At 66.9% G+C, this 13,868-nt stretch carries 14 protein-coding genes; 10 read left to right on the forward strand and 4 right to left on the reverse strand.

All coding sequences use genetic code 11. The annotated features are described in order from the left end of the window. Position 1: 1 nt before the first annotated feature. From QXZ94_RS08465 to QXZ94_RS08480, 4 genes are all read left to right on the forward strand, one after another. On the forward strand, positions 2 to 970 hold the full coding sequence (locus tag QXZ94_RS08465; RefSeq protein ID WP_172109044.1) for a branched-chain amino acid ABC transporter permease: 969 nt from the start codon (positions 2 to 4) through the stop codon (positions 968 to 970). A 144-nt stretch (positions 971 to 1,114) separates the two neighbouring features. Then, positions 1,115 to 1,759, forward strand: coding sequence for a DUF47 domain-containing protein (locus tag QXZ94_RS08470; RefSeq protein WP_172109042.1), 645 nt, complete (start codon positions 1,115 to 1,117; stop codon positions 1,757 to 1,759). Between the two features lie 11 nt (positions 1,760 to 1,770). Next, positions 1,771 to 2,778: an inorganic phosphate transporter gene (locus tag QXZ94_RS08475; RefSeq protein WP_315720029.1), complete on the forward strand. Its 1,008-nt coding sequence runs from the start codon at positions 1,771 to 1,773 to the stop codon at positions 2,776 to 2,778. A 139-nt stretch (positions 2,779 to 2,917) separates the two neighbouring features. Further along, the gene (locus QXZ94_RS08480) at positions 2,918 to 4,537 is read left to right on the forward strand and encodes a peptide chain release factor 3 (protein WP_315720030.1); all 1,620 of its coding nucleotides are present in this window, start codon (positions 2,918 to 2,920) and stop codon (positions 4,535 to 4,537) included. A gap of 137 nt (positions 4,538 to 4,674) precedes the next feature. On the opposite strand, the gene QXZ94_RS08485 is transcribed toward QXZ94_RS08480, so the two are convergent. From QXZ94_RS08485 to QXZ94_RS08495, 3 genes are all read right to left on the reverse strand, one after another. Beyond that, the gene (locus tag QXZ94_RS08485; protein WP_315720031.1) at positions 4,675 to 5,073 is read right to left on the reverse strand and encodes a response regulator transcription factor; all 399 of its coding nucleotides are present in this window, start codon (positions 5,071 to 5,073) and stop codon (positions 4,675 to 4,677) included. Then, complete coding sequence (locus QXZ94_RS08490) at positions 5,070 to 5,936, reverse strand: S1C family serine protease (RefSeq protein ID WP_315720032.1); 867 nt, start codon at positions 5,934 to 5,936, stop codon at positions 5,070 to 5,072. Before QXZ94_RS08490 ends, QXZ94_RS08485 begins: the two co-directional genes overlap by 4 nt. Positions 5,937 to 6,030: 94 nt before the next feature. Continuing rightward, entirely contained in the window at positions 6,031 to 6,762 is a 732-nt protein-coding gene (locus tag QXZ94_RS08495; RefSeq protein WP_172185721.1) for an aspartate/glutamate racemase family protein, read from the reverse strand. A 165-nt stretch (positions 6,763 to 6,927) separates the two neighbouring features. Between QXZ94_RS08495 and QXZ94_RS08500 the strand changes: the two genes are divergently transcribed. From QXZ94_RS08500 to der, 6 genes are all read left to right on the forward strand, one after another. Next, positions 6,928 to 7,524 carry a hypothetical protein gene (locus QXZ94_RS08500; protein WP_315720033.1) on the forward strand — a complete coding sequence of 199 codons (597 nt, stop codon included), beginning with the start codon at positions 6,928 to 6,930 and terminating at the stop codon, positions 7,522 to 7,524. A 99-nt stretch (positions 7,525 to 7,623) separates the two neighbouring features. Continuing rightward, positions 7,624 to 8,211, forward strand: coding sequence for an NnrU family protein (locus QXZ94_RS08505; RefSeq protein WP_315720034.1), 588 nt, complete (start codon positions 7,624 to 7,626; stop codon positions 8,209 to 8,211). Positions 8,212 to 8,325: 114 nt separating this feature from the next. After that, positions 8,326 to 9,921: a class I adenylate-forming enzyme family protein gene (locus QXZ94_RS08510; protein ID WP_315720035.1), complete on the forward strand. Its 1,596-nt coding sequence runs from the start codon at positions 8,326 to 8,328 to the stop codon at positions 9,919 to 9,921. A gap of 178 nt (positions 9,922 to 10,099) precedes the next feature. Beyond that, positions 10,100 to 10,753, forward strand: a complete 654-nt coding sequence (locus QXZ94_RS08515) for a tetratricopeptide repeat protein (protein ID WP_315720036.1) — start codon at positions 10,100 to 10,102, stop codon at positions 10,751 to 10,753. Between the two features lie 66 nt (positions 10,754 to 10,819). Next, positions 10,820 to 11,353 (forward strand): hypothetical protein, encoded by a 534-nt coding sequence (locus tag QXZ94_RS08520; protein ID WP_315720037.1) that lies wholly within the window; start codon positions 10,820 to 10,822, stop codon positions 11,351 to 11,353. 91 nt (positions 11,354 to 11,444) lie between these two features. Continuing rightward, on the forward strand, positions 11,445 to 12,815 hold the full coding sequence (gene der, locus QXZ94_RS08525; RefSeq protein ID WP_315720038.1) for a ribosome biogenesis GTPase Der: 1,371 nt from the start codon (positions 11,445 to 11,447) through the stop codon (positions 12,813 to 12,815). Here der and QXZ94_RS08530 read toward each other — a convergent pair. Next, the gene (locus QXZ94_RS08530) at positions 12,704 to 13,828 is read right to left on the reverse strand and encodes an acyltransferase (protein WP_315720039.1); all 1,125 of its coding nucleotides are present in this window, start codon (positions 13,826 to 13,828) and stop codon (positions 12,704 to 12,706) included. The two genes, der and QXZ94_RS08530, sit on opposite strands and share 112 nt — an antisense overlap. Positions 13,829 to 13,868: the final 40 nt, after the last annotated feature.

Genomic DNA, 13,868 nt, shown 5'->3' on the forward strand with positions numbered 1-13,868 from the left:
CATGACATCGATCACCGACGCGACCCTGCCGATCACCCCGCGCGCGATGCGCGACGAGATGATCGTGTTCGTCATCATGGCGGCGCTGCTTGCCATCGTGCCCTGGACGGGGCTCTACCCGTTCTTCGTCATGCAGGCGCTGTGCTTCGCACTGCTCGCCTGCGCCTTCAACCTGCTGATCGGCTATGGCGGCCTGCTGTCGTTCGGTCACGCGATGTTCCTCGGCACCGCCGGCTATTGCAGCGCGCACGCACTCAAGGTCTGGGGCCTGCCGCCGGAGCTCGGCATCCTGGTCGGCGTGGCCGGATCATTCGTCCTCTCGGTCGTCGCGGGATACATCTCGATCCGCCGCCAGGGCATCTATTTCGCGATGATCACTTTGGCGCTGTCGCAGCTGCTGTACTTCATCTATCTGCAGGTGCCTTTCACCCATGGTGAGGACGGCATCCAGGGCATTCCTCAGGGCCGGATGTTCGGCATCCTGGATCTGTCCAAGCCGACGGTGCTCTATTACGTCGTGCTGGTGGGTTTCCTGGGCGGCTTCCTGCTGATCTTTCGCACCATCAACTCGCCGTTCGGCGAGGTGCTGAAGTCGATCCGTGAGAACGAGCAGCGTGCGATCTCGCTTGGCTACAAGACCGACCAGTACAAGTTGCTCGCCTTCATCCTGTCGGGGACGCTGGCCGGGCTGGCCGGCGCGTTGAAGGTGTTCGTTGCACAGAACGCCTCGCTGACCGACGTCGAAGTGGCGATGTCGGGTCAGATCGTGCTTATGACCCTGGTCGGCGGCCTCGGAACCGTGTTCGGCCCCGTCGTCGGCGCGTTCGTGATCGTGGGTATGGAGCAATATCTGGCCGGCTTCGGTCAGTGGGTGAAGGTCATCCAGGGCGGCATCTTCGTCGCCTGTGTGCTGACCTTCCGCCGCGGCGTGATCGGGGAACTCGCCCATCTGTTCAAGCGTTCCCTCTAAGTCATTGATTTGCTGGAAATTCCTGCGAGATGGCAGAAAGCGGTGGATGATCCGGCCGCCGCTTCTGCTGCGGCGAGATCCGGGATATGACAGTTCTGTGACGGGCCGGCCCTGGCCCGTTCCAGAATCGATGGACCTCGTCCCATGTTGCACTGGTTTCGCGCCGTCCTCCCGCGGGAGGAGCGGTTTTTCGATTTGTTCACCCGCCACAACAAGGTGGTGATCCAGGGCGCGCATGCGCTGCAGGACATGCTGCAGGGCGGCGACGACATTCTCGTTCATTGCCAGCGCGTCAGCCAATTCGAGAACGAGGCCGACAACATCACCCGCGAGGTGCTGACCGCCGTCCGCCGCACCTTCATCACCCCGTTCGACCGCGGCGACATCAAGAACCTGATCACCTCGATGGACGACGCCATCGACCAGATGCAGCAGACGGCCAAGGCCGTGGTGCTGTTCGAGGTGAAGGAGTTCGAGCCGACCATGCGCGAGATGGGCACTTTGCTGGTCGAATGCGCCAATCTGATCGGCAAGGCGCTGCCGCTGCTGCAGGCGATCGGCCAGAACGTGCCGATGATCACCGCGATCACCGAGGAGATGACCAAGCTCGAGGGGCGCGTCGACGATCTCCACGACATCGGCCTGAAGGAGCTGTTCCTCAAGCACCGCAACGCCAACACCATGGACTTCATCGTCGGCGCCGAAATCTACGACCATCTGGAGAAGGTCGCGGACCGCTTCGACGACGTCGCCAACGAGATCAATTCGATCATGATCGAACAGGTCTAGGGGCGCGCGCCGTGGATGCTCATCTCGGCCTTCCGATCCTGGTCGGCCTCATCGGCGTCGCACTCGCCTTCGATTTTCTGAACGGCCTGCACGACGCCGCCAACTCGATCGCGACCATCGTCTCGACCCGGGTGCTCAGGCCGCAATATGCGGTGTTCTGGGCCGCATTCTTCAACTTCGTTGCCTTCACGGTGTTCGGCCTGCACGTTGCGCAGACCATCGGCACCGGCATCATCGATCCCGCGATCGTCGACGCACAGGTGATCTTTGCCGCGCTGGTCGGCGCCATCGTCTGGAACCTCGTCACCTGGGCCGCCGGCATTCCCTCGTCGAGCTCGCACGCGCTGATCGGCGGGCTGGTCGGGGCAGGGATCGCCAAGGCCGGCATCTCGGCCGCCGTCTGGAGCGGATTGTCGAAGACGATCCTCGCCATCGTGCTGTCGCCCCTCGTCGGACTGCTGCTGGCGATGATCCTGGTGGCGATCGTGTCCTGGGCCTCGGTGCGATCGACGCCGTTCGCCGTCGACCGCGCCTTCCGCATCCTGCAATTCGCCTCCGCCTCGCTGTACTCGCTCGGCCATGGCGGCAATGACGCGCAGAAGACCATGGGCATCATCGCGGTGCTGCTGTACTCGCAGGGCCATCTCGGCGAGCAGTTCACGGTGCCGTTCTGGGTGGTGTTGTCGTGCCAGGCGGCGATGGCGTTGGGCACCCTGATGGGCGGCTGGCGGATCGTCCGCACCATGGGCCTGCGCATCACCAAGCTGAACCCGATGCAGGGCTTCTGCGCCGAGACCGGCGGTGCGATCACCTTGTTCCTGGCCACTTTCCTCGGCGTGCCCGTCTCGACCACCCACACCATCACCGGCGCCATCGTCGGCGTGGGCGCCGCCCGCCGCGCCTCGGCGGTGCGCTGGAACGTCGCCGGATCGATCGTCTACGCCTGGATCTTCACGATCCCGGCCTCCGCGATCGTCTCGGCGCTGACCTTCTGGCTGGTGTCGGTGCTCCGGCACTGATCCGGGGCGGGCAGGGGATGAACTCCCCGGTTGGAGTTGCGGTGCAAAACGCCTATATGGAGGGCGCGCGGCGGCCGTGAGCCCGCGCGTCTCCCGACACATCGCCCGTTCTCTGGCCCGAAACGACGCCTGCCGCCTCATGTCCGACACCACCGTCACGACCGAACAGCCCGCCCGCACCGCCTTGTCCGACGAGGTCGCGCGCCGGCGCACCTTTGCCATCATCTCGCATCCGGACGCCGGCAAGACCACGCTGACGGAGAAACTGCTGCTGTTCGGCGGCGCCATCAACCTCGCCGGCCAGGTCAAGGCCAAGGGCGAGCGCCGCAACACCCGTTCGGACTGGATGAAGATCGAGCGCGAGCGCGGCATCTCGGTCGTGACCTCGGTGATGACCTTCGAGTTCGAAGGCCTCGTCTTCAACCTGCTGGACACGCCGGGCCACGAGGACTTCAGCGAGGACACCTACCGTACGCTGACCGCGGTCGACTCCGCCGTCATGGTGATCGACGCCGCCAAGGGCATCGAGGCGCGGACGCGAAAGCTGTTCGAGGTCTGCCGCCTGCGCGACATCCCGATCATCACCTTCATCAACAAGATGGACCGCGAGAGCCGCGACACGTTCGATCTCTTGGACGAGATCGAGAAGACACTGGCGCTCGACACCACGCCGATGACCTGGCCGGTCGGCCGCGGCCGCGACTTCATCGGCACCTATGATGTTCGCGACGGCGGCGTGCGCCTGCTCGAAGGCGGCGGCGCCAAGACCGGCGCGGCGCAGCAGATCGCAATTTCCGAACTCGGCAAGCTCAACGCCAATCTCGACATCGGCCAGATCACCGACGAGCTGGAGCTGGTCAAGGAAGCCTGCAAGCCGTTCGACCTCGACGCCTTCCGCGAGGGCCATCTCACCCCCGTCTATTTCGGCAGCGCGCTGCGCAATTTCGGCGTCGGCGATCTGCTCGAAGGCCTCGGCCGCTATGCGCCGTCGCCGCGCGCGCAGGAGTCGAACCTGCGCAAGGTCGACGCCGCCGAGCCGCGCATGAGCGCCTTCGTGTTCAAGATCCAGGCGAACATGGACCCGAACCATCGCGACCGCATCGCCTTCGCGCGTCTGTGCTCGGGCAAGCTCAACCGCGGCATGAAGGCGAAGCTGGTGCGCACCGGCAAGACCATGCCGCTGTCGAGCCCGCAATTCTTCTTCGCCCAGGACCGCTCGGTCGCGGACGAAGCCTTTGCCGGCGACGTCGTCGGCATTCCCAATCACGGCTCGCTTCGCATCGGCGACACGCTGACCGAGGGCGAGGATCTCACCTTCGTCGGCGTGCCGAGCTTCGCCCCGGAAATCGTCCGCCGCGTCCGGCTCACGGACGCGATGAAGGCGAAGAAGCTGAAGGAAGCCTTGCAGCAGATGTCGGAGGAGGGCGTCGTGCAGGTGTTCCGCCCGCGCGACGGCGCGCCGGCGCTGGTCGGCGTCGTCGGTCCGCTGCAGCTTGACGTGCTCAAGGCGCGGCTCGATGCGGAATACTCGCTCCCCGTCGAGTTCGAGATTTCCGAGTTCTCGCTGGCGCGCTGGATCTCCTGCGACGACAAGAAGAAGCTGGAAGCGTTCATCGCCTCCAACAATTCCGGCGTCGCCGACGACGTCGATGGCGATCCGGTGTTCCTGGCCAAGAACGAGTTCTATCTCGGCTACACCAAGGAGCGCGCCGAGGGCATCGTGTTCTCCAACGTCAAGGACGTGAAGAAGAAGGCGTAGCCGCCCGACACTCCGTCGTCATTCCGGGGCATCGCGCAGCGATGAACCCGGAATCCATTCACCCTCTCGCCCTGTCGCCCGATGGATTCCGGGTTCGCCCTGCGGGCGCCCCGGAATGACGGTGCGGAGAGATCATCCTAAAGCTCGATGATCCCGCGCCGTGCCGCATGCGCCACCGCATCGGTCCGGCCCGTGGCATCGAGCTTGTCGAGCAGCGAGCCGACGTGGAATTTTGCGGTGTGCACGGAGATGCCGAGGCTGCGCGCGATCTCCTTGTTCGAGCAGCCCTCGGCCATCAGCGCCAGCACGTCGCGCTCGCGCGCGGTGAGCTGAAACGCGTCGCTTGCGGCACCGTCAGGCGCCGGGCGGTCGCCTGCGTCCCCGCTGTTGCGCGTGACCTCCACCTCGGCGTTTTCGCCCGATGCGACCAGCCGCAGTCCGGCGACGCCGCCGAGCAGCGCCGCCAGCCGGTCGGCCAGCTCGGCATCGTCGACCCTGATGGCGATCGTGATCGGCGCGGGTTCGTCCGCGCTCACGCGGGTCGCTCGCCGATGGTCAGCGCCACCTGCAACGGCTCGCCACTGCGCAGCGCCGCCACCTCGACCACGGCGCCGACGCTATCCGGGCCGAGTTCGCGCATCAGCGCGCGCATGCCTCTGAATGGCTGGTTGTTGAGTGCGGTGATGATATCGCCCTGGCGCAGTCCGGCGACGGCGGCCGGACCCGTCTTGTCGACGCTCATCACCATTGCGCCCAAGCCGTCATCGAGCCTGACCGGCTGCAGCCCGGCGCCGAGATAGCCGCGCGCGATACGGCCGTGGGTCTCGAGCTTGCCGGCCACCCGGGCGATGGTCGCGGCGGGAATGACGAGCGTGCGGCGCGGCCCGCGTACGGCCATCCCGATCGCGCGTCCCTGCGCGTCGAGCACGAGCCCGCCTTCGGAGCTGTGGCGCAAGCGGGTGTCGAGTTCGACCCTCGCCTCGATGTCGCCGCCGCGCAGGCTGCGCCAGGGGCCGGCGGATTTCGACACGAGCGCGAGTGCCGCGACCGGCGTGCCCTGGTCGGCGGCCGTGATGACGGCGAGCGACCCGAGCGGCGGGACGTCGTTTGTGAGCAGCGCAGCCGACGCGTCCTGACCGTCGAAGCGAAGCAGGGCGATGTCGGTGGTGTGATCGCGCCCGGCGATGGTTGCAGCGCGCGTCGTACCGTCAGCGAATGCGAGTGACACCTCGCCTTCGTCGGCCAGCGCCTCGTCGGCCGTGATCACGAGGCCGGGCTTCCAGATGAAGCCGGAGGCTCGCGAGCGGTGCGAATGGACCGAGACGAGCGACGGCGCAGCAGCGGCGGCCGCTGTGGAGAGCGCTGACGACAGCGCGGACAGGGCAGAGAGATCGGACATCGATGGCTCCATTGGTTGAAGCCAATGTGGAGCCTCGGACGGCGTTTCGGAACTCCCCGGATGGGCAGGCCATCGCGAGCCCGGCTACGACACCTCAAATCGTCGTTCGCGCCTTTGGCAGCGGAAATGCGAGATCGCCATGCTTCGATGTCTTCAAGCCCAATCCGACCAGCGCCTCGGCGAAGCGCACCGCGGCGGCGACGCCGTCAATGACGGGAATGCCGAGCTCGGTCGACAGATCGTGCGCGAGATCGGCCATTCCGGCGCAGCCGAGCACGATGGCGCCGATGCCATCCTCGCGCAGCGCTGCCCGGCACTCGCCGAGCAGCGTGCCGCGCACATTCGCTTCCGGCTTGTCGAGATCGAGCACGGCGACGTCGACCGCGCGCACCTTGCGGCAGTGATGCTCCATGCCGTAATTGCGCACGAGATGCTCGGCGATCACCTTGGTGCGCGACAACGTCGTGACGATGCTGAAATGGGTGGCGACGAAGCTCGCTGCGTGCATCGCCGCTTCCGCGATGCCGAGCACCGGCACCGCCGACAATTCGCGTGCGGCGAGCAGGCCGGGATCGCCGAAGCAGGCGATCACATGGGCGTGGCAACCTTCTGCGTCGCCGGCCTCGACCTCCTTGAGCATGCCGACGGCCGCGATGGCCTCGTCATAGTGGCCCTCGATCGAGGCGGCGCCGAACCGCGCGGTGCGGCCGACGATCCGCGTGGACGGGCTGGCGCTGGCCTGCGCCGCCTGCGCGATCAGATCGGTCATCGTCGCGGTCATGTTCGGGTTGATGACGTTGATCACGGTCTCGCCGGGGCGGCTCATCGTTGCGTCCGTTGTTGTTGTCGTGTCCTGCCGTGTTCTAGCCGAGTTCCGCGGGCATGGTCGAGGGCCGTTCGCGACGCGGAACGCGCAGACGTGAACGGGATTGAGCTTGCGGATGTCGTGGTCGCGCCCAGCTTTGCGTTCGTCCCTTTCTCGAGAGACTCCATGCTGCGTATCGTCATGCTCGTCCTGCTGATGGTGGCCGCTCCGGTCACCGCCGACGCGCGCCGCCGCCAGATCAACCCCGTGCCGTTCGCGCACACGCCGTGCAGCGTGCTCGACGAGCGGCCGTGCACGCCGTCGTTCTGCAGCGTCTACGGGCCCTGGCCGTGCATCCCCGAGATGAACTATCCCTATGGCCAGAACCTGCAGCTGACCATCGAGACCCGGCCCGCCACGGACCAACTGGCCAAGTATCAGAAGCCGGACCACGATCTCGACACGATCGCTGATCTGTTCGGCGCACTTCGCTCCTGCTGGACGCCGCCGGCAGAGGACGACGCCCGCGCAGGGATGCAGATGACGGTGCGCTTCAGCTTCAAACGGACCGGCGACATGGTCGCCCCGCCGCGCGTGACCTTCGCGAGCCCGAGCGCCCCGGCCGACACCCGGGCGATCTACCTGAAGGCGATCAATGCCTCGCTGGAGGCCTGCCTGCCGCTGAAGTTCACGTCGGGCCTCGGCGGCGCCCTGGCCGGCCGGCCAATCGCGATCCGCTATGTCGACAATCGCGATCTGAACAAGACGTCCGAGCAGCGATAGCCGTCGGTCGGCGGCAGGTTGGCACAAGGCCACGTTGCGACGCTGCCCCCGAAAATGATACCCAGTTCCCACAGGTTGCGTGCACAGGAGAGGGACGCCGTGGGACTTCTGGTGATGGTGGTGGGGCTGGTGCTGTTTCTCGGCGCCCACGTGTTCACGACCCGGCGCGAGGCGCGGGCGCAGGTCATCGCGAAGCTGGGCGAGGCGCCCTACAAGCTCGCCTACACGGTCGTTGCGCTCGCCGGTCTCGTGCTGATCGTCTGGGGCTTCGCGCAGTACCGCAACAACGGCGGCTGGATCCAAGTGTGGACGCCGCCGAAGGCGCTCAAGCACATCAATCTCGCCTTGATGCTGCCGGCGGTCATCATGATCGTCGCCGCCTACATCCGCGGCCGCATCTACACGACGCTGAAACATCCGATGCTGGCCGGCGTGAAGCTGTGGGCGTTCGGCCATCTGCTCAGCAATGGCGACCTCGGCGGCATGATCCTGTTCGGCTCGATTTTGGCATGGGCGGTGTTCGATCGCATCTCGCTGAAGCGCCGCGCCGATGCTGGTGGGCCGCCGATCCCCGTCGGCGGCGTCGGCAACGACGTCATCGCGGTGGTGGTCGGCATCATCGTCTATGCTGCGCTGGCCTTCGCGTTCCATCCGGTCGTGCTCGGCATTCCCGTCATCGGCAATTAGCGGTTCTCGGCGGACGCTTTCTGCCGCACAATTCAGCGTCGCTCGAACATCGAGCGGCGCACATGACCGGAACAATTCGGCAACCGACAAGAATAATTCAGGGGAGGCGATCCGATGGAGTGGTCGCAACATGCCGCCATCAGACCGATGCGCTGGGAGCAGCGTTTCGGCGACCGCGTGGTGCCGCTGTTCGCGGAGCGTCCGGCGAGCATCTGGGCGATGGTCAGGGAGGCGGCGGCGCGCAATGGCGACGGCGAGGCGCTGGTTTGCGGCGACTGGCGCTTGAAGTGGCGAGACGTGGTGCCCCAATCGGGCCGGATCGCCGCGCTGTTGCGCGACAAGGGACTGCGACGCGGCGACCGGATCGCTCTCCTGCTCGGCAACCGCATCGAATTCGTGCTGTCGCTGTTCGCAGCGGCCCAACTCGGTCTCATCACCGTCCTGCTCTCGACCCGCCAGCAGAAGCCGGAAATCGCCTATGTGCTGAAGGATTGCGGCGCCAAGCTTCTGCTGCACGAGGCCTCGCTCGCCGAGCGGCTGCCGGACGCTGCCGACGTTCCTGATCTGCTGCATCGGATTGCCGTCGATGACGACATCGGCCGATCCGAGCTTGCACGGCTTGCTGACCGCGCGCCGCTCGCGGCGGAGGAGGACGTCGCCGAAGAGGACACCGCGATGATCCTCTACACCTCCGGTACCACCGGTCGGCCCAAAGGGGCGATGCTCGCGCATTGCAACATCGTCCACTCCTCGATGGTCTACGAAGACTGCCTCGGGTTGACGCCGGCCGACCGCTCGATCGCCGCGGTGCCGCTCGGTCACGTCACCGGCGTCGTCGCCAACGTCACCAGCATGGCGCGCTGCGCCGGCACCCTGATCATCATGCCGGAGTTCAAGGCCGGCGAGTATCTCAAGCTCGCCGCGCGCGAGCGCGTGACCTACACGGTCATGGTTCCCGCGATGTACAATCTCTGCCTGATGCAGTCCGATTTCGACAGCCATGATCTGTCGTCCTGGCGCATCGGCGGCTTCGGCGGCGCGCCGATGCCGGTTGCGACCATCGAGAAGCTGGCGGCGAAGATCCCCGGTCTGCGGCTGGTCAATGCCTATGGATCGACCGAGACCACCTCGCCCTCGACCCTGATGCCGCCGGCTCTGACCGCACGTCACATCGACAGCGTCGGCCTGCCGTGCCCGGGCGCCAGCATCCTTGTGATGGATGCGCAGGGGCGGGAGCTGCCGCGCGGCGAGATCGGGGAGATCTGGATCGGCGGCGGGCAGGTCATCAAGGGCTATTGGAACCGGCCCGAGGCCACCGCCGAGAGCTTCACCGCCGGCTACTGGCACTCCGGCGACCTCGGCTCGATCGATGCCGACGATTTCGTCCGGGTGTTCGACCGCCAGAAGGACATGATCAATCGCGGCGGGCTGAAGATCTACTCGGCCGAGGTCGAGTCGGTGCTCGCCGCCCATCCGGCCGTGGTCGAGAGCGCGATAGTTGCCCGGCCGTGCCCGGTGCTGGGCGAGCGGGTCCACGCCGTGGTCGTGACGCGCTCGCCGGTGAGCGCCGAGGCCCTGCGCAGCTGGTGTCGCGAGCGGCTGTCCGACTATAAGGTCCCGGAGACCCTGACCGTGACGGCGGACCCGTTGCCCCGCAACGCCAACGGCAAGGTGATGAAACGGCAGTTGCGCGAGTCGTTGACGGCGTGATAGCCGCGTCCGGTCGTTGTGGCGGAAGCCGGGAGTAACGCCTTGATTCGGCTGGACTCGCCTTGCCACCGCCATACCGATACGGTATCGGCGCCGGCGTGCGGGCAAAGGGCGGCTCGCGCGGCACTTCAACATTCGTTCGCGCGATCTGGCAGCGAACCTGACGGGATGTCACTAAGTGTCTGAATTCATTGATGAGGTAGACGAGGAGGTCCGTCGGGAACAGCTCAAGAAGCTGTGGGACCGCTACTCGATCTTGATCATCGCGATCGCGGTGCTGATCATTGCGGGCGTCGGTGGCTGGCGCGCTTACCAATATATGGAGGCCCAGAAGGCCGCCGAGGCCGGCGTGGGCTTCAACAAGGCCATCGAGCTCTCCGAGCAGAACAAGCACGCCGAGGCCGAAAAGGCCTTCGCCGATGTCGCTGCCGCGGCCCCATCGGGATACCGCATGCTGGCGCGCTTCCATCAGGCGGCCGAGGCCGCGGTGCGCGACAAGGCCGCTGCGGTGAAGCTCTATGATGAGCTCGCCGCCGACCGCAGCATCGGCGCCGAGCAGCAATCGATGGCGCGCCTGCGCGCCGCCGGCCTCCTGGTCGACACCGCCCCCTATGCGGACATCAAGCAGCGGCTCGAGAGCGAGGCTGCGGCCGGCGCGCCGTTCCGTCACGCCTCCCGCGAGCTCCTGGCCCTGTCGGCGTGGAAGGCCAACGATGCCGCCGCGGCCCGTCAATGGCTCGACATGATTGCGCTGGATGGTGAGACCCCGCCGGGCCTGCGCTCGCGCGCCGAAGCGCTGCAAGCTCTGCTGCCTGCCGTCGCCAAGAGCTGACTCAGGAGCTGAGCCGATCGCGGGTGACGCGGCGGCGAAACTGAATTTGATCGGAAAATGACGACCATGCGCCGCCCACAACGCCTCATCGCTCTGACCGTCCTCGCCGCGCTCACGGGCGTTCTCGGCGGCTGCGCCAGCGGCGGCAGCTTCGATCCCTCGGACATGCTCGATTTCCTCGACACGAAGAAGAAGCTGCCGGGCGACCGCAAGCCGGTCTTCCCGGAAGGCGTGCCCGGCCTCGAGCAGGGTGTCCCGAAGGAACTCTACAAGGGCGCCCAGCAGCAGCAGATGACCGATCCCGGCGCGCCGCAGGCGGCTGTGCCGCCACCCGCGCCCGAGGAGCCCAAGGGCAAGAAGGGCGCCAAGGGCCGGCAGGCCGCCGTCAACAATCCGTCCCCCGCCGATCCGCAGGACGGCGAGGCGGCTGCGGTCGAGGAGGGGGCGGCGGCCGTTCCGCCGGCCCCGAAGCCGCAGAAGATCGTCCGCCGCCGCACCACCGCGCCGCCGCCGGATGAGGCCGCGCCCGCGCAGCAGCCCGTCCGCCAGTCCGGCGGCCAATTCCCGGCGCCGGTGCCGAGCGGCTCGTTCAGCCGCTAAACCGTTAAGCCCGTCCGCCGATCGCGTGATCAGCGGTTTCGGTTTTACGCCCGGATGCGCTAAAGCTGCGCGCTCACGCGCACGGATCATCATGTCCTTCACCATCGCCATCATCGGCCGGCCCAATGTCGGCAAGTCGACCCTGTTCAATCGCCTGGTCGGGCAGAAGCTGGCGCTCGTCGACGACATGCCCGGCGTTACCCGCGACCGCCGCGAGGGCGAGGCGAAGCTGCACGATCTCAGCTTCACGATCATCGACACCGCCGGGCTCGACGAGGGCCCGAAGGGCTCGCTGACCGCGCGGATGCAGGAGCAGACGGAGACCGCGATCGCGCTTGCGGATGCGCTGTTCTTCGTCATCGACGCCCGCATCGGCCTGACGCCGGCCGATCGCGCCTTCGCCGATTTCGCCCGCCGCGCCGGCAAGCCGGTGCTGCTGCTCGCCAACAAGAGCGAGGGCAAGCATGGCGAGCTCGGCGCCATGGAATCCTATGCGCTCGGCCTCGGCGATCCGATTCAGATCTCGGCCGAGCATGGCGAGGGCATGGGTGAGCTCTACGACGCCGTCAGCAAGCTCGTGCCGCCCACCGAGGACGAGGACGAGGAGCATGAGGAAACCGACGAGGAGCGCGCGGCACGCCCGATCCGCGTTGCCATCGTCGGGCGCCCCAATGCCGGCAAGTCGACCCTGATCAACCATCTGCTCGGCGAGGAGCGGCTGCTGACCAGCCCCGAGGCCGGGACGACACGCGATTCGATCGCGGTCGAGATCGAATACAAGGGCCGCGGCTTCCGCATCTTCGACACCGCCGGCCTGCGGCGGCGCTCGCGCATCGAGGAGAAGCTGGAAAAGCTCTCGGTGGCGGATGCGCTGCGTGCGGTGCGGTTTGCCGAGGTCGTCGTGCTGATGATGGATGCGCAGAACCGCTTCGAGGAGCAGGATCTGCGCATCGCCGACCTGATCGAGCGCGAGGGGCGGGCGCTGGTCATCGCCGTCAACAAATGGGACCTGATGGAGGCTCAGCCGGGCCAGATCGCAGCCCTGCGCAGGGACGCCGACCATTGGCTGCCGCAGGTCGCGGGCGCGCCGATCGTGGCGGTGTCCGGCCTGATGGGCGAGGGCATCGACCGGCTGATGCAGGCCATCGTCCAGTCCTACGCGGTCTGGAACCGGCGCGTGCCGACGGCCGCGCTGAATCGCTGGTTCGAGGGCGCGATCGCCAACAATCCGCCGCCGGCGGTGTCGGGCCGCCGCCTCAAGCTCAACTACATCACCCAGACCAAGGCGCGGCCGCCGAGCTTCGTGCTGTTCTGCTCGCGCGCCGACGCCATCCCGCAATCCTACCTCCGCTACCTCGTCAACTCGATGCGCGAGACCTTCGAGCTGCCGGGCACGCCGGTGCGCATCACCCTGCGCGAGAAGGCGAACCCGTTCGCCCACAAGCGCAAGCGGCCGAACTGATCGGCGAGCCGGGTCCCTCGCGACAGCCGCAGCGGCTTGTCGACGACATGATAAGCGAGCATCGCGGCGGCCAGTGAAATGGCGACCTGGCTGATGCCCCAGTTCAGGTTCGGATAGATCCTGAACAGCGAGCCCGTGACCGCGAACAGCACCGGATAATGCAGGATATAGAGCGGGAAGCTGAGCTCGCCGAGATAGTCGAGCACGGCGGCGGTGCGGCCGCCGAGATCGCCGACGCGATGGAACACCACGACCAGCGTGCCGATCCAGGCGACGCAGTTCACGGCCGCGGAGCCGAAATTGTGGACGTCGAAGAACCTCGCCTGGGTGGCGACCGAGGCCACCCCCGCGAGGCCGAGCCACACCAGATAGCGCCGGTCGCGTGGCTGCCGGTAGGCCACCCAGCCGGCCAGCCAGGCCCACAGCATCACGATGCCGGTCAGCCAATAGGAGTTGCGGCCGGCGACGTATTCGTTGCGGAACAGGGGCCAGGCAACGAAGAACAGCCCGGAGGCGATCATCAGCGCGGGAATGTGCGGCCGGCCCTCGAGCTTTCTGAACAGCGGCGCCAGCAGATAGTACACCGCCTCGATCGACAGCGACCAGGCCGGGTACAGGAAGGAGATCATGATCGGCAGGAAGGCTTCGAGCAGCAGCATGCAGCCGATGAACTGCAGCGCGGTCGGCGGCTTGGCAGGCGCGAGGTAGCCGCCGGCGGCGCCGAACATCGACCAGGCGAGCCAGCCGATCAGAACCGCGAGCACATTGAGCGGCAGGATCCGCAGGACACGGCGGCGCAGATAGCCCTCGGGCCGCGTCGCGATCGAGTGGTGAATGCTGAAGCCGGAGATGACGAAGAAGCACATCACCGCCATCAGGCCGCTCTTGGTCAGCACCGGAATGGCGCGCTCCGCCGGCCCGAAATTGTAGGTGTGGTCAAACAGCACCCACATCGCCAACAGAAACCTGAGGCCGCCGAGCACCGGCCAAAATCCACGCTGCGGCTCGTTCATGACGCTGCCTTCGCCGACGGCCGGGCGCACCGTGCGCCGG

This window comes from Bradyrhizobium sp. SZCCHNS2022, from assembly GCF_032377575.1.
GTDB classification, from domain to species: domain Bacteria; phylum Pseudomonadota; class Alphaproteobacteria; order Rhizobiales; family Xanthobacteraceae; genus Bradyrhizobium; species Bradyrhizobium aeschynomenes.